At 41.0% G+C, this 19884-nt stretch carries 16 protein-coding genes; 15 read left to right on the top strand and 1 reads right to left on the bottom strand.

Features of this window, described 5'->3' with window-relative positions:
- The first annotated feature begins 18 nt into the window (after positions 1 to 18).
- From E7274_RS12750 to E7274_RS12710, 9 genes are all read left to right on the top strand, one after another.
- The gene (locus E7274_RS12750; protein WP_304176395.1) at positions 19 to 276 is read left to right on the top strand and encodes a DUF2442 domain-containing protein; all 258 of its coding nucleotides are present in this window, start codon (positions 19 to 21) and stop codon (positions 274 to 276) included.
- Between the two features lie 116 nt (positions 277 to 392).
- On the top strand, positions 393 to 1010 hold the full coding sequence (locus E7274_RS12745; protein ID WP_304176394.1) for a superoxide dismutase: 618 nt from the start codon (positions 393 to 395) through the stop codon (positions 1008 to 1010).
- 116 nt (positions 1011 to 1126) lie between these two features.
- A complete protein-coding gene (locus E7274_RS12740) occupies positions 1127 to 2404 on the top strand; it encodes an O-acetylhomoserine aminocarboxypropyltransferase/cysteine synthase family protein (protein ID WP_033151909.1) in 1278 nt (425 codons plus the stop codon).
- Positions 2405 to 2534: 130 nt separating this feature from the next.
- Complete coding sequence (locus tag E7274_RS12735; protein ID WP_304176392.1) at positions 2535 to 4058, top strand: MBOAT family O-acyltransferase; 1524 nt, start codon at positions 2535 to 2537, stop codon at positions 4056 to 4058.
- A gap of 8 nt (positions 4059 to 4066) precedes the next feature.
- Positions 4067 to 5140, top strand: a complete 1074-nt coding sequence (locus tag E7274_RS12730; protein ID WP_304176390.1) for a hypothetical protein — start codon at positions 4067 to 4069, stop codon at positions 5138 to 5140.
- Complete coding sequence (gene ccmA, locus E7274_RS12725) at positions 5140 to 5805, top strand: heme ABC exporter ATP-binding protein CcmA (protein ID WP_304176388.1); 666 nt, start codon at positions 5140 to 5142, stop codon at positions 5803 to 5805. Before E7274_RS12730 ends, ccmA begins: the two co-directional genes overlap by 1 nt.
- Positions 5806 to 5809: 4 nt before the next feature.
- Entirely contained in the window at positions 5810 to 7051 is a 1242-nt protein-coding gene (locus tag E7274_RS12720; RefSeq protein WP_304176386.1) for an ABC transporter permease, read from the top strand.
- 2 nt (positions 7052 to 7053) lie between these two features.
- Entirely contained in the window at positions 7054 to 8175 is a 1122-nt protein-coding gene (locus tag E7274_RS12715) for an ABC transporter permease (RefSeq protein ID WP_304176384.1), read from the top strand.
- A gap of 15 nt (positions 8176 to 8190) precedes the next feature.
- Entirely contained in the window at positions 8191 to 10419 is a 2229-nt protein-coding gene (locus E7274_RS12710; protein ID WP_304176382.1) for a zinc ribbon domain-containing protein, read from the top strand.
- 37 nt (positions 10420 to 10456) lie between these two features.
- Here E7274_RS12710 and E7274_RS12705 read toward each other — a convergent pair whose 3' ends face one another.
- Positions 10457 to 11326 carry an AraC family transcriptional regulator gene (locus tag E7274_RS12705; protein ID WP_304176380.1) on the bottom strand — a complete coding sequence of 290 codons (870 nt, stop codon included), beginning with the start codon at positions 11324 to 11326 and terminating at the stop codon, positions 10457 to 10459.
- A 123-nt stretch (positions 11327 to 11449) separates the two neighbouring features.
- Between E7274_RS12705 and E7274_RS12700 the strand changes: the two genes are divergently transcribed.
- From E7274_RS12700 to E7274_RS12675, 6 genes are all read left to right on the top strand, one after another.
- The gene (locus E7274_RS12700; RefSeq protein WP_304176378.1) at positions 11450 to 13699 is read left to right on the top strand and encodes a glycogen/starch/alpha-glucan phosphorylase; all 2250 of its coding nucleotides are present in this window, start codon (positions 11450 to 11452) and stop codon (positions 13697 to 13699) included.
- 304 nt (positions 13700 to 14003) lie between these two features.
- The gene (locus E7274_RS12695) at positions 14004 to 14486 is read left to right on the top strand and encodes a hypothetical protein (RefSeq protein ID WP_074789896.1); all 483 of its coding nucleotides are present in this window, start codon (positions 14004 to 14006) and stop codon (positions 14484 to 14486) included.
- A 116-nt stretch (positions 14487 to 14602) separates the two neighbouring features.
- Positions 14603 to 15457, top strand: a complete 855-nt coding sequence (locus E7274_RS12690; protein ID WP_304176376.1) for a VanW family protein — start codon at positions 14603 to 14605, stop codon at positions 15455 to 15457.
- Between the two features lie 150 nt (positions 15458 to 15607).
- Positions 15608 to 17215, top strand: coding sequence for a GGDEF domain-containing protein (locus E7274_RS12685; protein ID WP_304176374.1), 1608 nt, complete (start codon positions 15608 to 15610; stop codon positions 17213 to 17215).
- An 88-nt stretch (positions 17216 to 17303) separates the two neighbouring features.
- Entirely contained in the window at positions 17304 to 17885 is a 582-nt protein-coding gene (locus E7274_RS12680; protein WP_044935422.1) for a thymidine kinase, read from the top strand.
- Complete coding sequence (locus E7274_RS12675; protein ID WP_304176372.1) at positions 17885 to 19876, top strand: hypothetical protein; 1992 nt, start codon at positions 17885 to 17887, stop codon at positions 19874 to 19876. Before E7274_RS12680 ends, E7274_RS12675 begins: the two co-directional genes overlap by 1 nt.
- The last annotated feature ends 8 nt before the right edge of the window (positions 19877 to 19884 follow it).

Here is a 19884-nt window from a genome sequence, read left to right as displayed (position 1 = left end):
CTTGAATAGGAGGTAAATATGTTTCATAAGATAAAAGATGTAAAGGCGATGCCTGATTATAAATTACAAGTTCATTTTGTTGAAGGTCAGACAAAGGAATATAGTATTAAAGATTTAGCAGAGACAATACCAGCTTTTAATCAACTAATGGAGGATAGTTCTTTATTTGAATCAGTATCAGTTGATGTTGGTGGATATGGAATTATCTGGAATGATGATCTAGATTTGTCCTGTGATGAATTATGGGATAATGGGAAGCGACTTAAGGCTAGCTAAAAATATAGAAATATTTTACATAGATTTGATTATAATTGAGTAGGCAATATGTTAAAATGTGTATACAAATCCAAGGGAACTGGCGGAAGCCAGCTGAAAACGAAAGGAGAATACACATGTACGAACAAATCAAATTGCCTTATGCGACAGATGCTTTGGAGCCATATATTGATAAACTCACAATCGAGACTCATCATGGCAAGCATCATGCAACCTATACAAACAATTTCAATGATCTTGCAGCTAAAGCTGGTGTGGCGGACAAGCCAGCAGCAGAAGTCCTTGCAAACTTAGATAAGATTTCAGATGAGACATTGCGCAAGGGTATCAGAAATCAGGGTGGCGGATATTATAATCATAATCTTTATTTTGAAATGTTTTCTCCTGATGCGGTAAAGGCACCAACAGGCAAGCTTGCTGATGCAGTAAACAAAGCTTTTGGCAGTGTGGAAGCTTGCAAGGAAGAACTTTCAAAACTTGCAGCAGCTCAGTTTGGTTCGGGCTGGGCATTTCTTTCGGTAGATTCAAATGGAGAGCTTCATGCATCAAATTCTTTGAATCAGGACAATCCATTATCGGAGGGCAAAGGCTGGACACCAATCATTGCACTTGATGTTTGGGAGCATGCTTACTATCTTAAGTACAAGAATCTGCGCCCAGATTACATCAAAGCATTCTGGGAGGTCCTTGATTGGTCCAAGGTTTCAGCTCGTTATGATGAAATAATTAGATAGAATTAATATTTAAAATGCCGCTTTAATATGGTAAAGTTTAGGAGTATGTGGTGAAATCATGTTATTATTCACCTCATACTCCATTTTTGTATTTTAGTATTTCAGGAGGGCAAGACATGAATAAGCAGGGAATTGGAACTAGATGTGTGCAGGCAGGTTATACACCAGGAAATGGTGAGCCAAGACAGATTCCAATTGTACAATCTACAACTTTCAAGTATGACACTAGTGAGGATATGGGAAAGCTTTTTGACCTTGAGGCATCAGGCTATTTCTATACAAGACTTCAGAATCCTACAAACGATTACGTGGCTGCAAAAATCGCAGCACTTGAAGGTGGTACAGCTGCAATGCTTACATCCAGCGGACAGGCAGCCAATTTCTACGCATTATTCAACGTATGTGAGTGCGGCAGTCACATCGTTGCATCTTCATCAATCTACGGTGGTACATTCAACCTTATCGCTGTTACAATGAAGAAGATGGGTGTTGATGTTACATTCGTTTCACCAAATGCATCAGAGGAAGAGTTGAACGCAGCATTCCAGGATAACACACGTGCAATGTTTGGCGAGACAATTGCAAACCCAGCCCTTACAGTTTTAGATATAGAAAAATTTGCAAAGGTGGCACACGCTCATGGCGTTCCACTTATTGTTGATAACACATTCCCAACACCAGTAAACTGCCGTCCAATCGAGTGGGGCGCAGATATCGTTACACACTCTACAACAAAGTATATGGATGGCCACGGCGCAGGCGTTGGTGGATGTATCGTTGATTCAGGAAAGTTTGACTGGATGGCTTATGCAGATAAGTTCCCAGGACTTTGCACTCCAGATGATAGCTACCATGGAATCACATACGCAGAGAAGTTCGGCAAGGAGGGCGCTTTCATTACAAAGGCTACTGCACAGATTATGCGTGACCTTGGAAGCATCCAGTCTCCACAGAACGCATTCATCCTCAACCTTGGATTGGAGTCACTTCACGTTCGTATGCCTCGCCATGCTGAAAACGGACTTGCTGTTGCAAAATTCCTTCAGTCATGCCCAGAGGTAAAGAAGGTTACTTATCCAAACCTTGAGGGAGACGAATATTATGAGATGGCTCAGAAATATCTTCCAAACGGAGGATGTGGCGTAGTTTCATTCGAGCTCAATGGAGGCAGAGCTGCAGCAGAATCATTCATGAAGAAGCTCAAGCTCATCGCTATCGAGACACATGTTGCTGATGCTAGAAGCTGCTGCTTAAACCCAGCTACATCTACACATCGTCAGATGACTGATGAGCAGCTTGAGGCAGCTGGCATCCCAGCAGGCCTTATCCGTGTGTCTTGCGGCCTCGAGGACAGCGAAGACCTCATCGCCGACATAGCGCAGGCTCTCCACTAACGGTGGTTAATAAAAAATATAATATTTAGATGAGCAAGTAGGAAACAAGCTCTTGGTGTTGCTGAAGTGACCAATCTCGGAACGAAGCAATACCAAGGCTTGTATCCGTAACTTGCGGACTAGGAAGTAGATGTTATTTAATTCTTATATTTTTATTTTTGTTTTTTTACCAATTTGCATACTAGGATATTTTTTACTTAATAAGACTAAGCGGTACAAGCTTGGTCTTGTTTTTCTGCTTGGAATGTCATTGTGGTTCTATGGATATTTCAATCCGGGGTATCTGCTGATTATCATCTCCAGTGTGATCGTAAATTATTTGTTTTACCTGTGGATGAAAAGATTGCAAAATGGTGCCATACTCGAAGCGACTACAATGAATTCGGAGCTGGATTCAGTCACCATAGATAACGTTGGTTATTTGAAATCCTGCAAGCCGGTGATGATACTAGGTGTGGCTGTAAATCTTGGAATAATCTTTTATTACAAGTACATGGATTTCTTCATTGATAACGTAAATACGATATTTAAAACTGACTGGCCATTTATGAATATTGCTCTTCCTCTTGGAATTAGCTTTTTCACATTCCAGCAGATTTCATTTATCGTGGATACTTACAGAGGACAGGTGCCTAAGTACGATTTCCTTACATATGCTTGCTATGTCACCTTCTTTCCACAGCTGGTTGCCGGCCCAATCGTTACCCATGATGAAATGATTCCTCAGCTATTAAATCCAAGTAAAAAGACTGTGGATTGGGACAACATGGCAAAGGGCTTCTACATGTTTTCCATGGGTATTGGTAAAAAGATATTGATAGCAGATGTGTTTGGCGTGGCTGTAAACTGGGGCTACACCCAGGTGGCAGATTTGAAAGCTACCAACGCAATCCTTGTGATGATTGCATATTACTTCCAGCTGTACTTTGATTTCAGCGGATATTGCGACATGGCCACAGGCCTTGCAAAGATGCTCAACATAGATTTGCCAGTTAATTTTGATAGCCCATACAAGACGCTCAACATTGCAAGCTTCTGGAATCATTGGCATGCCACACTTGGTCGATTCTTCACCAGATATGTGTACATCCCTCTCGGTGGAAATCGCCGTGGAAATGTAAGAACATGCTTCAATCTTTTCATCGTATTCTTGCTCAGTGGATTCTGGCATGGTGCCCAGTGGACTTTTGTAGTTTGGTCCGTGTTAAACGGTATCTTTGTTATCATCACTCGCATGAACAAAAAGACCTTCGATGAAATGCACCCTGCCCTTGGATGGATGCTGACACAGGTATTTTTCGCAATGTCACTTATCTTTTTCAGAGCAGATACAATGGTTGATGCAATCGAGTTTATAAAGCAGATTTTATATGTAGATTTCACCAACATCGATGTGAACATCCTTAGCGCATTCCAGACACCAGTGTTGAAATACTTCCTGGATGGAACCGCACTTACAAATTCACTTCCATTTATTTATGTTGGAATCTATTATTTCCTTGCACTGTTTATTGTGCTTGGAGCAAAGAATTCAAACCAAAAGATGCAGGAGTTCCAGCTAAAGATAAGCACTATGCTTTGGACAGCATTTTTGATTGCCCTCAGTATCTTCTCACTTAGCGGAATCAGCACATTTTTATATTTTAATTTTTAGGATTATATATGTTTAAAAGTAGTAAAAGATGGATGGCCGCTATGCTTGCGGTGTTGATGATATTGTTGGTAGGATTTGCCAGTGTGATTATTGTGGTAGATCCATACTTCCATTATCACGGACCACTTTCAGGCCTTTATTACGAATTGAATAATGAGCGAAGCCAAAACGATGGAATCATCAAGCATTTTGATTATGATGCTATGGTGATAGGCACATCTATGGCGGAAAATTACAAGACTAGCGAAGTGGATGAGCTGTTTGGAGTTAATTCAATTAAGACCACATTTGCTGGCGGCACTTACAAGGAGCTTAACGACAACATTGCAAATGCCATTGAAGTGAATCCAGACCTTAAGCTTGTGATTCGTCCTCTGGATTATTCCTACATTATGGATGATGCCAACAGGATTCGTGATGATTTGGGAGATTATCCAGATTATCTTTACGACGATAACATCTTCAATGACGTAAACTATTTCTTCAATAAAGAGGTACTGTTCGATATCTGCATACCAATGCTTGCAGATGCAGCAGCCGGAAAGGAAGCCGGCATCACTAGCTTCGATGACTATGCCAACTGGATGGACACAGCGGAATTTGGGGCAGATGTAGTTTTGGGAGATAGAACCGAATTTGCGGAGCCAACCTCTAGAGAGCCATTCGTTGATGAGGTAAAGCAGCAGGTTAAGGAAAACATCACACAGAATGTTGTTCAGCTTGCAAAGGACAATCCGGACATTCAGTTTTACTATTATTTCACACCATACTCCATTGCATGGTGGGGTTCGCAAAACGAGCTTGGAACAGTTCAAAGATGGATAGCAGCGGAAAAATATGCAATCGAGCTAATGCTTGAGTGTGACAATATCCATCTATTCTCATTCAACAATGAGTTTGATGTTACAACAAATCTGGACAATTACAGTGATGAGTGTCATCATGGTGATTGGATTAATTTGCAGATTTTAGGTTGGATGTATTCTGGCACAGATGAACTTACTAAGGACAACTACGAGGAATACATTAATGTAGAGCTTGATTTTTACACAACCTACAATTACAAGGGGCTATTTGAGTAATGATTGAAATAAAAAATGTTAAAAAGAAATATGGGAAGCACACAGTCTTGGCAGGTATCGACTTTACGGTAGAGCCTGGCGAGATTGTGGGAATCCTCGGGGAGAATGGTAGTGGAAAATCTACACTTCTTACAATTCTAGCGGGACTTCAAAAGCCTAATTCTGGCTTTTTCAACATCGATGGCAAGGATTTGCTGAAAAATACAAAATTAAGAAATGAGCTTGTGGCATACGTTCCACAGGAGACACCTCTGATTACAGAGCTTAACGCCTGGGACAATCTGCGCATGTGGTACAAACCTGACAAGTTGAAGAAGGAGCTTCAGGACGGCTTTCTGGCGATGCTTGGAATCGACCAGTTCATAAAGGTTCCTGTAAATCAAATGTCAGGCGGCATGAAGAAGCGTCTCACAATTGGCTGCGCTATCAATTCCAATCCAAAGCTTATGCTTTTGGATGAGCCAACAGCGGCTCTTGATTTGGTGTGCAAGGAGAGAATATACACTTACTTTGAGCAGTTCAAGCGCCAGGGGGGTTCTTTGATTATTGCAACACACGAGGTGCAGGAGATAGAGCTCTGCGACAAATGCTTCATTCTTAAGGAAGGCAAGCTTGTGCCTTACAAGTACGACGGGGACATTCCTCATTTGATAGGAAGATTATAGAGTTATGGTAAAGTTTAAAGATTATTTGCTAATTCAATATAAACGAATATTTAAACTGCTACCCGGAATACTCGCAATGATTTTAGTGGTGGCTTTTTTGCTGTCTGTGACAGGGTATGCACTTATCTATAGCGACACATACGCATCAGAGCAGCAGCGATACAAGCTTGGTGTTGTTGGTGATACCGACGATGAAATGATAAGCCTTGGAATCTACATGATTGGCACTTTGGATGAAAGCCGCTACATGATTGAGCTGGTAGAGTACGATGATGAAGAGGCTGCCAAGCAGGCTTTAAGAAACGCTGATATTTCTGCCTATATCGTAATTACGGAAGAGTTCAGCAATGCCCTTGATGCAATGACAAATGATGCGAAGCTAAAATACTATGCCACATCAGGTCAAAAAGGTATTTCAAATGTAATGATGGACGAGATTTCATCAATTGCAACTCACATCATTATTTATTCCGAGACAGGCATACTTACCCTTAGGCAATTGATGAAGGAAGAGGGCTTCGATAAAAACTATCGCTCCGAGAAAATAAACGATTTGTTTATGCGATATATTTCGGCGCTAATCGTCAGAACCAATGTGGCAGAAATCACAGAGCTTGGCCTATCAGATGGTCTATCCACACCAGCCTATTATTTCCTTGGAATACTATTGTTCTTCATGCTTCTGCTTTCATTCTGTGCCATCTCATTTTTCCTTGGTCAAAAGGATGGAAGAATCAGGTTCATGAAATCAAAAGGCATCGGTGCTGTGGCCCAGGTGTTTGGTGAGTATATCCCATTTTTGACCATCAACATCATTTGCATGGCAGTGATATTTGGACTGATGGCAGCGGCTATTCATTTTGGCGTGCTGGATTCTGTGGAGACAGATGTAAATCTGATGAAGACATTAGGAGAAATTGCAGGCAAATTGCTTCCAGTATCCATCATGTTTGCTGCATTAGGATTTATGATTTTTGAGATTCTGGTAGGTGTCATCAACAAAATTCTGGTGGCATTTATGCTTTACATTGGAATGGGATACGTGTCTGGATATTTCTATCCAAAGACATTCTTCCCTTCAATCGTCCAAAGAATTGGCGAGTTCATTCCGTCAGGTGTGGCGTTTTCATACATGGGCGGTGTGATTACCGACGATGAGACAGGATTATACTATTGGATTATGTGCGCTTACACCGTGGCATTCCTTGGAATTGCAATGGTTGTGAGAAGACAGAAGATGAAATAAGGATGAAATATTTACTACTATTAAAAAGGTTATTAAAAAAGAAAAGTTACATAGCCATGCTTTTGGTGGTGCCATTGATGGTGCTCATGCTAAATGCTATGAGTGCTGCACCATCGGGGCTCATGACGATTGGCGTCTACATCCCAGGTGATGACAGCTGCTCAAAATGGCTGAAAGAGAATCTGGAATCCAATCCAGGTAGTCTGCTTTTTAAGTTTTATGACGATGCAGATGAAGTAGTGAAGGATGTGGAGTCACAGCAGCTTACTGAAGGGTGGATTGTGCCAGAAGATTTGGATACTCTTGTGGATAACATGGCTACAAAGGGCAAGACCAAAACAAAGATAGAAATCATTATCCGTGAAAGTGGTCTTACACACATGCTTGGCAGGGAGGTCCTCTCCAGTAGGGTTTACCCTATGATTGCCAGACAAATGGCTATCTACTATATTTCAAAAAATGTTTACGGTGACAATCCTACCGAGGATCAGTTGAACCACATCATCGAAACATATGATAATTACGAGATTAATGGCAATCTTTTTGAGATGGGCTATGTTGATGGCACAGACAATTCATCTGAAGATACTAATTATCTGATGATGCCTCTTCGTGGAATCCTGGCGCTGTGGCTTCTCCTTTGTGGAATAGCAGCATCCATGTATTATCTTGAGGATGAGGCAAAAGGCCTGTTTATTTGGTGGAAGACAAGGTTCTTTATACTAAGAGATTTGCTTTACTATCTAGTTATAATTTTTATTCCGACAATAATGGTACTTGTTGGCTTGCGCTGGGGAGGTGTGTTCACTTCCCTGGGAAGAGAGATTGCGACTATTGCTGCATATGATTTTGTAGTCATCGTGGTGGCTATTTTTATCAGAGAAATCATTCATAGCATTAAGGGACTTGGAATCGTTACACCGATTCTTATCATGGCATCGGCAATACTTTCCCCTGTATTCATCGACTTCAAAGAAGGCCGTATTTTACAGCGATTTTGCCCAACATTCCACTATTTATATAGCATCCATGATTTATATTATTTAAAAAGTTTATTAATTTATGGTATTGCTTTTTTAATTTTATGGTATATAATTAATACCATCAAGCGACACTCAAAGTGAGAGGGAGGAAGATTTATGTTTTGTACTAAATGTGGATTTGAACTTAGCGCCACAGCAAAGTTCTGTCCAAAGTGTGGAACTCCAGCAAAGCAGCCTGTAGCTCCAGCACCACAGGAAGCCCCTGTTGAGGAGCCAGTTGTAGAGGCTGCTCCAGAAGTTGAAGAAACTCCTGCAGAGGAGCCACAAGTAGAAGAGGTTCAGGCTGAGGAACCAGTAGAAGAAGTTGTAGAAGAGACAGTAGAGGAAGTATCGGAGACAGAAGAAGCTCCTGAAGTAGAGGAAATTCCAGTAGAGGAAAATACAGAGGAAGTTCTTACAGTAGATGAAGTGCTTTCTGAGCAGTCTGCCCAGGCTGAGGAGCAGCCAGCAGCAGAAGCTCCAGTAGAGCAGCCTACTCCAGAGCCAGCTCCACAGTGGTCACCAATTCCACCAGCTGAGGAAGCTCCAGCTCCTAAGAAGGGCAAGAAAGGAATTATCATCGCTATTGTTGTAGTGGTTGTAATTGCACTTCTTGCAGTAGGCGGATTCTTCGCATATAAATTCATCAACAACCCTGCAAAGATGCTTTCTAAAGCAATCGACAATCAGTCAGGTAGCCTTGTTGAGGAATATGAAGTTAGCTACAATTCAATCCAGGAATCATACGCTGATTTAAATGGAGATATGACTCTTTCAGTAGATTTTACACTTGGCGACAAAATCAAGAGCCTTTTAGCAGACGAAATGGGCATGACTGCTGCTGATATTTCTTGGTTCAATAGCGCAGGTGCAACAATCGCTATGGATGTTCAGGATGAGTCATTAGGACTTGATGTAGATGCAAGCATCAATGGAACACACATCACTACATTCCAGGCACTTATTGATGCAAATGCAGGCGAGGCTTACGTCTCAGCCCCAGAAATCGTTTCTGATGCATCATTCATTGCTGGCTCAGATTTTGACAAGCAGGAAATTGTTGAGGCAATCGCTGATTACACAACACAGCTTTCAACATACGCAGAGACATATCCAACACCTGCTCAGATGAGCACAACAGCTGATAACTACGCAAGCATCATCAAGAAGGATCTTGCAGGCGCAGATATCACAAAGGACAAAAAGGAAATCAAAGCAAGCGGCGTAAAGGCTACATACACAGAGCTTGCTATCACAATCGACGCAAAGACAGATGCTCAGCTTACATATGATTTAGCAGAAGCATTCGAGGAAGATGATGATCTTAAGGAAATGCTTATGCCATTCCTTGAGGCAGAGATTCAGTCAGACGAGTATTCAGAGTATGCAGATGCAGAAGAGTACTGGAATGACATTACATCAGATGTTTCTGATGCTAAGAAGGATGCAAAGAAGACATTAGAGAAGATTGAAAAGAATCCTAAGAAGAACAAGGATGTTGGTGTTCTTTATGTTTACCTTGATAGCGCATTCAACATCAAGGGTATCTCATATGACGATGATGCTGAAGGCGAAGTATTTACATTATACATGCCAGAGGATGGCGCTGATTCAGGTCTTAAGCTAAAGATTGTTAATACTGAAGGCGAGGCACTTACAATTGATGGTAAGGGCACATCACAGGATGAGTTCTTAAACGGAACATACACAGTTGCATTAGATGACGAAGAGTACTTTACTATTGATGTTAAGAACTTTGATCAGAAGACATATAGAAAGACACGTGGTGTAAACGCAGAGTTCCTTGTTACACTTGGCGAAGGAATGACAGAGTCAATCTATGAGGATGACATGCAGTTCCTTGCACTTGCTCAGTACGATTTCGTTGTTCAGACAGAAGGTACTACTGGTAAAATCGACATGAACGTCATGGCAGACAACGATTCACTTCTTCAGGTAAATCTTTCATACTCAATGGAAGATGTGCCAGATATGGCAAAGGCCGGAACAGTTTACGACCTTGAAAATATGGATGGAGAAGAGATGATTGATCTTCTCAAAATCGTTGATTTGTCATCAACAGTTAGCAACCTTGAGGCAGCAAAGGTACCTAGCGAATACGTTGAGGTTCTCAAGACAATCAGCGAGACATTAAAGTCTGGCGATGATGAAGCTATCTATTCGTTGGTTCTTGGATTGTATGGATATGATAGCTACTACGATGATAGCTACTATTATGATGATTATTACTATGATGATTATTACTACGATGATTATTATGATGATGACTATTACGATGATTACTACTATGAGGATGAATCATACGATTCGTTTGGTTGGTACTAATTAGAAATGAAAAGATAAAGCATAGCAGTTACGGCTGCTATGCTTTTTTATATTCTCTGGGAGTTTTATTGTATTTACGTTTGAACTGACGGTTGAAGTGGGAAAGATTTTCAAAGCCAACCTGCTGGGATATGGTAAGGATTGTTTCCTCTGATTCCAAAAGCAGGCGGGATGCCATGGAAAGCCTGTAGTCGTTCAGATATGTGATGAAGCTTACGCCGAAGGCCTCCTTGAAAAATCTCATAAAATGAGATTCCGAAAAACCTGCCAAATCTGCCATTTCAGCAACGGTGATTTGATTACCATAATTCAATTCTACATATTTGATGACAGGCTTTAGCTTGTCGATTTTTTTCTTATTCTTTGTATCAATCTTATTTTCATAAAGCGTAACCAAATTAAATAGAAGCAGATAGAGATTGCCTTTGATGGCAAGTCCCCAGGCACCTTCCCGGTGGCTGGAGATGTTGTCGTTGCTGTCTAGATATTTTTTTATACTTTCATATCCGGTGACACCAGGCCTAAAAACTTGGGGAATATCCACGGTGTTCTCGAAAAATGGCTTGAGAAATCTGTCATAGAATTCGTCTAAGTTAGAGGCAAACATCTTTGAATCAAAAATTATATTTTCGTACTCCATAGAATTATCCGAAAGCTGATAGATTCCGTGAACCTTGCCTGGCAGTATAAAGGCAATATCCCCGGCAGCTACAGTGTTCTCATTTCCGTCGATGATAATGATTCCTGCACCCTTTTTTATATAGATAAATTCGGCATCCTCATGCCAGTGTAGTGGCACCGAATCAAAATCCAGCGGAATAGTACAAGGATATGTGTTGTATGGAATGTTGTAGTCAAAGTGGCTAGTAACCTCATGTATGGACTGATAATCGTTAATATTAATCATGTGTCTATCTCCTATTTTGATAGAATAGTATCACTTTATAGTGGGTTTGTGCAAGTAATAGCCCATATATGAGCAGTATAATCCAAGTAAATGGTAACTAATTAATCACCTAGGAGGGTAATTATGACTGCAAATGAGTATATTAAGATTCGATTTGGTCGCCACATGGATCAGTGCACAAATGAAGAGATTTATGTTGGCTTACTTGAGTATGTAAAAGATAAGGCTAAGAGCAAGGAGATTGCTGGGGGCAAGAAGAAGCTCTATTACATCAGCGCTGAGTTTTTGATTGGTAAGCTCCTTTCAAACAACCTTATTAATCTTGGAATATATGATGAGGTTAAGGCTGAGCTTGAGGCTTGTGGAAAGTCTCTTGCAGAAATAGAGGAAATCGAGGTTGAGCCTTCACTTGGAAATGGTGGACTTGGTCGTCTGGCAGCTTGCTTCCTTGATTCAATTGCAACACTTGGTCTTAATGGTGATGGTGTTGGATTGGCATACCACATGGGACTTTTTAAGCAGGTATTCAAAAATAATCTTCAGAATGAAGAACCAAACCCATGGATGTCAGAACACAGCTGGATGACAAAGACAGAACGCACATATCAGGTTGATTTTGGTGGCTTCAACGTAACATCTCGCATGTATGATATAGATGTAACTGGCTATGATTCTGTTACAACAAAGCTTCATCTTTTCGACGTAGAAACAGTAGATGAATCAATTATTAAAGATGGAATTAATTTCGATAAGAGCGAGTTTACAAAGAATCTTACATTGTTCTTATACCCAGATGATTCTGATGACAATGGTAGATTGCTTCGTGTTTATCAGCAGTATTTCATGGTTTCAAATGCTGCCCAGCTCATCCTTGATGAAGCTGTAGAAAAGGGCTCAAACCTTTATGATTTAGCAGATTATGCTGTAATTCAGATTAATGATACACACCCATCAATGGTTATACCGGAACTCATTCGACTCCTTCAGATTCGTGGGCTTACAATGGACGAGGCAATTGATGTGGTTTCAAAGTGCACAGCTTACACAAACCACACAATCCTCGCAGAAGCCCTTGAAAAGTGGCCGATCCACTTTATGATGAAGGCTGTTCCACAGCTCATGCCTATCATTCGCGAGCTTCACAACCGTATTGCAAAGAAGGTTGCAGACCCTGATGTAGCCATTATCAAGGATGGTCTTGTACACATGGCACACATGGACATCCACTATGGCATTTCAATCAATGGTGTTGCTGCACTTCATACTGAAATATTAAAGGAGACAGAGCTACATAAATTCTATGAACTCTATCCTGAAAAGTTCAACAACAAGACAAACGGAATCACATTCCGTCGCTGGTTACTATATTGCAACCCAGAGCTTTCTAAGCTTATTGAAGAGCTTATTGGTCCTGGCTTCAAGAAGGATGCTACAGAGCTTAAGAAGCTCGAGCAGTACATGAATGACGATGCAGTTGTTCAGCGTTTCCTTGATGTTAAAAACACACGCAAGACTGTTCTCAAGAACTACCTTGCAAAGACACAGGGCATCGAAATCGACGACAACAGCGTATACGACATTCAGATTAAGAGACTTCATGAGTACAAGCGTCAGCAGATGAACGCCCTCTACGTAATCAACAAATATTTTGAAATCAAAGAAGGCAAAAAGCCTGCTCGTCCAATCACAGTTATCTTTGGCGCAAAGGCTGCACCTGCTTACGTTATCGCAAAGGATATCATTCACCTTATCCTCTGCTTATCAGAAATCATTGCAAAGGATCCAGAGGTAAGCCCATATCTCAAGGTTGTTATGGTTGAAAACTACAACGTAACACTTGCAGAAAAGCTTATCCCAGCCTGCGATATCCACGAGCAGATATCACTCGCTTCAAAAGAAGCATCTGGTACTTCAAACATGAAGTTCATGCTCAACGGAGCCGTAGCAATCGGAACAATGGATGGCGCCAACGTAGAAATGCACGAATTCGTAGGTGATGACAACATCTACATCTTTGGCGAAGATTCAGATACAGTAATCAAGCGCTACGCAGATGCAAGCTACTGTTCACGCGACTACTACGAAAAGGATGCAAACCTCAAGAAGTGCGTAGACTTCATCGTATCAGACGAGCTTCTTGCAGCAGGTCAGAAGGAGAACCTTGAGCGTCTCTACAACGAACTCCTCAACAAGGATTGGTTCATGACCTTCCCTGACTTCAAGGACTACTGCCAGACCAAAGAGAAAGCCTTCGCCGACTACGAAGACCGCCTCACATGGGGACGCAAGATGGTTAAAAACATCGCCAACGCCGGCTTCTTCTCAAGCGACCGCACCATCGCCCAGTACAACGCCGACATCTGGCACCTATAAACCATGCGGCGCTCAAGAGCTGTGTGTCCGTCCACAGACATACCGATTCAGAAAATGTACAGACCTGCAAAAGACACCTGTAAATAAGTGTGTTCTCCTTGTGCTTTAGAAAAACATAATATTCATGCGATGTCCCGTAGGGGGACCTGGTGGTCGGGCCTGTAGGGGAGGGCTGGCTAGGCCAGTGCAGATAGATGGAAAAGGGCAGGTAAGATGGGGCCTAGATATTGATTTTGAGGGGAGTGCATGGTAAAATAGCTTCTAGTTGTGGCTCAGGGGAGCCGGAGATTAGGAGGATGTTTTTATGAGCACAGTGACTATTGTACTCATCGTTATTGCGGTTCTTATGGTTGCCGCAATCGTTGTATTATATTTTCTTGGTAAGAAGGCACAGGATAAGCGTGCAGAGCAGCAGGATCAGATGGATGCAGTTGCACAGCAGGTTTCAATGCTTATCATTGATAAGAAGCGCATGAAGCTTAAGGAAGCTGGTCTTCCAGAGGCAGTTGTTGCTGCTACACCATGGTATGCTAAGAATTCAAAGATTCCAGTTGTTAAGGCTAAGGTTGGCCCACAGATGATGACTCTTATCTGCGATGCAGAAATCTTTGATGAGGTTCCTGTAAAGAAGGAAGTTAAGGCTACAGTTTCTGGTCTTTACATCACAAAGGTAAAGGGCATCCGCGGTGGCAATGCTACTCAGGATACAAAGAAGAAAAAGGGACTTCGTGCTTGGGCACTACGCAAGCAGAAGGAGCTTGATCAGGAAACAAGAAAGAATAAATAAGTTTTTTATTAACACCTCGGCTAAAAAATGGCCGAGGTGTTTTATTTGTCCAAGAAAAGTGATAAAATGGCGTTACTAAGATAATTTTCAGACAACTTAGTTTGGGAGGAACGAGGATGAATTTAAAGATTAATAAAGCCATTTTGTCACTTTTTGTTTTAGCTTTTGCTATTGTGCTTATGCCACATATCGATGCAAAGGCTGCTACCCAGGAAGAATACCAGATTTTTTCGCAGGTTTTAAATGCTGATTACTATGCAGCTATGAACCCGGATGTGGCGGCAAAGGCAGATGGTAGTTACATATATTACCTTGAGCATTACATCAAATATGGTGTGTACGAGGGCCGAAACGCCAGCGGCACATTCAATGCTACCGACTACATGATCAAGAATCCTGACCTTGCTGCAGTGTTTGGAAATAACATGCCAGCATACGTTGTTCACTATGTATTGTCTGGAAAGGCAGAGGGACGTGATGGAACACCTTCTGTAGGAGCCTTGGCAACGGATATGCCACAGAGCTACACTTTGCTTGGAGCCTACACTACCGAGTACGATCCAAATGCAGCCAGAGGCCATAATATCGAAGTAGCTGCAGAAAAGGTAGATGGTACCGTGGTGGCACCAGGTGCAACTTTCTCAGCATCAAATTCAATTGGTAAGCGTACATCGGCAAATGGTTTTGTTGAGGCACCAGTATTTATCAATAAGCAGCACGCTACAGGAATCGGCGGAGGCGTCTGCCAGGTTTCTTCAACTATATATGCAGCCATGAAGACTGCAGGAATTAAAGCAACTGAAAGACATCCTCATTCTCTTCCAGTTTACTATCTGCCAGAGGGCTGGGATGCCACAATTTCATGGGGCTCATTAGATCTTAAGTTTGTGAATACATACGATTCAAATATAGTAGTTTTTGTTTTTGCAGATGAGGGACATCTTACAGCGGCACTTTATTTGCAAAATTAAAACTTTACGCACAATTAATTGTAGTCACGGTCTAAGAATCATGTTATAATACGCCCCAACAGGGTAAAATTCGGATTTTACCAGTAGGGGAAAGGATTCCCCTGTACAGCTTAGGGCTGCAAAATGGATTTTGACCGAGGGGAAGAATAAGTGGAAGAATTGTTGAGTAAGCAAGCTCCGGAAGTACAGGAACTTATCAAAAACGTAAAAAAGTATCGAAAGGTGGATAACGAAAAACACCTTAGTTTTGCTTGCGATTTGTTTGATTTAGCACAGGAATGCGGAAACGAGGATTTAAAGGATTATGCAAGCTGTGCTCTTGGCGATGCATGTTGCCAAAATCAGGACTATTCGCAAGCTTTATATTACATTTCGGCAGGTGTTCAAGGCCTTGCCAAAACAGACGAATATCAGCTTACATGCGTATGCTACAATGAGCTGGGTATTATTTTCAGAAGTAAAGGTCATTTCATCACTAGTGAAGAGTATTTCATAAATGCCATGGAAATCGCTAGGGCACACAGATTGTACGCCATTGAAGCTATGGCGTGTTCTAATTTTGCTTCTTTATGCGAGGAAATGGATGCTATCGAGAGAGCACTAGAATATCATTATCGTTCCATTGAATGTTGCAGTTTCATAGATGACGAAGATTTCAAGCTTAGCCTTATGGCAGGGGATTACGCTTTTATTGTAAAGCTATATGTAATCCTTAAGGATGAGGAAAGCGCAGATCAGGCACTTGCTGAGATGGAAAAGATAATTGCAAAATACCCAGAGATAAATGATCTTTTCGATATTAGAATTGCCAGATACGTATACTACAAGTTTAAAAATGACACAGCAAAGATTCAGGAAATGAAGGCTCTTTGCCTGGAGTCATTCTATGCTTGTCAGGAATATATTGTTTATTTCGATGAGACTAAGCAGCTTATTGAAATACTCACAGAAGAAAAAGATTATCAGGAACTTCAAAAGATGTTTGATAGGACTGAACAGGTTTTATCAAAAGACGATTTAATAAACCTAAGAGTATTCCTTGAGGAGTACAAGATTAAGATGTACGAAGCATTGGGCGATAAAGAACGTCTCATGGCTAGCTACAGCAACTACTATAGATATAACACTATCAAAACAGTTGATAATAAGCGTTCATTTTTGACCACTCTTCGTCTTCGCTCAGAGCTTGCTCAGCAGCGCACAAAGAATCTATTTCTTTCGGCTGCCGCAGAGACAGATCCTCTTACAGGAATCGCAAACAGACTCAAGCTTAATACAGTTATTGATGAGCTTTTTGTGCTGGCAAATGAGCAGGGTAAAACACTTGCAGTAGAGATGATGGATATCGATTACTTCAAGGAAGTTAACGACACATACGGTCATGCCAAGGGCGATGAGCTTTTGGTGATGCTTGCAAACATCTTGAAGAGTGTTGAAGATGACAAGATCTTCGTTGCAAGATACGGTGGTGACGAATTCATCATTTACTACTACGACATGACAGATGAGCAGATAAAAGAAGTTGCTCGTCATATACAAAGGTCTATGGAAATCGCAGGTGAGGCCCTTGGAATTGGAAAGGTCACAGTTTCCCAGGGAATTGTTAATCATATTCCTAGACCACTCAATAGAGCGTGGGATTATATGAATGCTGCAGATTTAGCATTGTATTTTGTTAAGAACCATGGCAAGGCTAATGCTCGAATTATCCACAGAGCCACAGAATTAGAGACTCTTGCATGGGACAAAGTTTTTTGACTTTTAAACAAGTAATTATTAAAATATTTATAACCAGACAGAAGGCTAAGCTTGGTCTTCTGTCAATTTATGTAAAGGGGTTTTTTGTATGGCAAAATTGTACTATTATTATGGAGCTATGGGTTCTTCAAAGACAGCTAATGCCCTTATGACTCATTTCAACTATCAGGAAGTTGGTCAGAATGCACTTTTGGTTAAGCCAGAAATGGATACCAGATTCGGAGAGAGAATTGTTCGCTCTAGAATTGGTTTGGAGAACGAATGCGTCTTCCTTGAGGATTTAATAAAAATGCCTGAGGAGGAAATCAAAAAATATGATTGCATCATTGTTGATGAGGTACAGTTCGCAACCCCAGAACAGGTAGATTTTCTATCTGACATAGTTGATTTTATGGATGTGCCTGTTGTTGCTTATGGCCTTAGAGCAGATTTTAGAAATAAGCTCTTCCCAGGCTCAGAACGACTTATCACAATCGCCGATGTTATTCACGAGGTTAAAACAGTGTGCTGGTGTGGACGTAAAGCCACCTGCAACACTAGATATAATGAAAACGGAGTTGTACGCTCAGGCCCACAGGTTATGCTTGGAGCAAACGACTCCTATGTGGCACTCTGCCGCAAGCACTTTAAACTGGGACAGCTTGCCCCAGATGAGAAAGAGGAGAGTTAATGACTTTTAGCTTTACAATTACAGTAATATTTTGGTTATATGTTATTTTTTGGATACAGGTGCCAGGAATGCTCCTTGTGGACTTTCTTTTGCCTAGACGATTAAAGGCATACACCAGACTTTTATCTGGATTCTTTCTAGGCTTCATCTGTCTTGCTACCATTTATTTTATCGAGTCAATAATCGGCGTTAATGGCCTTATTGCCATAGCTGGTCCAGTACTTTCTGTGATAGCTTTTATCCGTTATTTCAAAAAGGGACGCCCTTCAGTTTACAATGCCTACGAACATTTTAAATGGCTTGGAATAATTATATTTGGATTTATTTTTATAGTTTCTACTATCAATTTTCAGCTTAAATATGCAGGCGCCTTATCAGGACAGACTACTCAGGTTTACCATGATTTCCTTTTCCATACAGGAAATATTGTATCTTTGAGTCGCTCTTTCCCAAATGGAGATATTAGAATCTCTGGCCTTACATTTTATTATCATTATTTTTATGAGCTTATTTTTGCCATGTGCAAGCACATCTTTGGCATGGATGCCTTCAGAGTATACATGAATGGCAATGCGTTAATTTGTGCTTGGCCACTTACTCTTGCCATGATGATTGTAGGCGAGAGACTTCGCGGTGACAGAAGCATTCGTGGCGTTAGATATTATTCTTACTATGCAGGAATGCTTGTGTCTTGCATTTGCTTGCTTCCTGTAAATGTTGTGGGAGCAAAGCTTCCAACATCATGGTTGAATAATCATTTGTTTGGAAATGGCAATGCCATGGGGCTTGCTCTTTCTATCACAGTCCTTTTGGTAGATGTTTTAGTAGATGTTTGGTACGACAAGTTCTCTGTCAGAGTGATGATAGCAATCTATCTTTTAGCAGCTACAGCCACTGGTTTCAAGGGGACAACAGGAATCGTCCTTGTGACAATTTCCTGGTCAGTATTTATTATTGAGTCAATCCTGGTTAAAAAGATTCACATGCCTAGATTCTTCTATGTATTTTGTGCATCACTAGGTTTTGTTCTTACTTACTTGATAGTTACAGTAGGTTTAAATCCATCTGGCTCAAACAACAGAGCAATGGAAGTTACACCAGCAGGCACACTTGATGCCAGTCGTGTAGGTCAGGTGTTTACAAAGCTTGGCCTTGATTACATGGCTTTCCCATGGGTGATTATTGCTGTTCTTCTTTGCATTGTATGTATTGTTGGTCCTTGCATTTTAGCGTTCACAGCTTTTGCATACAGCAAGTTCAGAACACTTATCAAAGAAAAAGTTATTGGAGATATATTTGACTGGTTCGCAATAGGCTCTGTAATTATTGGCGTTGCTGCCTTTTGTTCAGTTAGCGTGCCAGGATTGTCTCAGGGATATTTCGTTATTACAAATGCGGCATTCATTTTCTATGGTGCAATGAAATATCTCATAGAAAACAAAAAGACATTGATTTCATATGTCACATATCTTTTCTTTGGTGTTGGAACAGCATTTTTAATAATCGATATTGGATATTTTTGCTACGACGATATCAAGCAAGAGGCTGTTTATGAATCGGAGGCAGGAGACCGTCAGGATTTGGTATCTGCAGGTACCATGGAAGCTTATCTATGGCTCAGAGACAACACACCAGAGGATGCGATGGTGGCTGTTGATAGATTTACAGAGGATTTAGATTACAGAAGTATCTATTTCTATTGCAGTGCTTTTTCTGAACGTCAGGTATATATAGAAGGCTACGACTATTCTGACATCACAGAAAAGCAGGTTGAGGCCATGCTTTCCATCAATGAAAAATTCTATAGCGAGGATACTGCAGTTGCAGAAGCGGCTATGGAAATGAGTGGTGTTGATTATCTGGTTGTTACCGAATTAAATCATCCGGACTATTGGGAAAACAGCCCAAAGTTAAAACTAGTTTTTACAAATGACGATGTTAGCATTTATAGATATTATTCTGACGGCGGCATGTCTGCTGTTAACAATTAATTATGAGA

The organism is Pseudobutyrivibrio ruminis (genome assembly GCF_015057245.1).
Classification (GTDB): Bacteria; Bacillota; Clostridia; order Lachnospirales; family Lachnospiraceae; genus Pseudobutyrivibrio; species Pseudobutyrivibrio ruminis_E.
This window is presented reverse-complemented; position numbering and strand designations above follow the sequence as displayed.

Coding starts and splice junctions, on each gene's coding strand:
- E7274_RS12710 (WP_304176382.1), top strand. CDS start 8,191: ATGTTTTGTACTAAATGTGGATTTGAACTTAGCGCCACAGCAAAGTTC.
- E7274_RS12735 (WP_304176392.1), top strand. CDS start 2,535: ATGTTATTTAATTCTTATATTTTTATTTTTGTTTTTTTACCAATTTGC.
- E7274_RS12695 (WP_074789896.1), top strand. CDS start 14,004: ATGAGCACAGTGACTATTGTACTCATCGTTATTGCGGTTCTTATGGTT.
- E7274_RS12745 (WP_304176394.1), top strand. CDS start 393: ATGTACGAACAAATCAAATTGCCTTATGCGACAGATGCTTTGGAGCCA.
- E7274_RS12675 (WP_304176372.1), top strand. CDS start 17,885: ATGACTTTTAGCTTTACAATTACAGTAATATTTTGGTTATATGTTATT.
- E7274_RS12730 (WP_304176390.1), top strand. CDS start 4,067: ATGTTTAAAAGTAGTAAAAGATGGATGGCCGCTATGCTTGCGGTGTTG.
- E7274_RS12700 (WP_304176378.1), top strand. CDS start 11,450: ATGACTGCAAATGAGTATATTAAGATTCGATTTGGTCGCCACATGGAT.
- E7274_RS12690 (WP_304176376.1), top strand. CDS start 14,603: ATGAATTTAAAGATTAATAAAGCCATTTTGTCACTTTTTGTTTTAGCT.
- E7274_RS12705 (WP_304176380.1), bottom strand. CDS start 11,326: ATGATTAATATTAACGATTATCAGTCCATACATGAGGTTACTAGCCAC.
- E7274_RS12750 (WP_304176395.1), top strand. CDS start 19: ATGTTTCATAAGATAAAAGATGTAAAGGCGATGCCTGATTATAAATTA.
- E7274_RS12680 (WP_044935422.1), top strand. CDS start 17,304: ATGGCAAAATTGTACTATTATTATGGAGCTATGGGTTCTTCAAAGACA.
- ccmA (WP_304176388.1), top strand. CDS start 5,140: ATGATTGAAATAAAAAATGTTAAAAAGAAATATGGGAAGCACACAGTC.
- E7274_RS12715 (WP_304176384.1), top strand. CDS start 7,054: ATGAAATATTTACTACTATTAAAAAGGTTATTAAAAAAGAAAAGTTAC.
- E7274_RS12740 (WP_033151909.1), top strand. CDS start 1,127: ATGAATAAGCAGGGAATTGGAACTAGATGTGTGCAGGCAGGTTATACA.
- E7274_RS12720 (WP_304176386.1), top strand. CDS start 5,810: ATGGTAAAGTTTAAAGATTATTTGCTAATTCAATATAAACGAATATTT.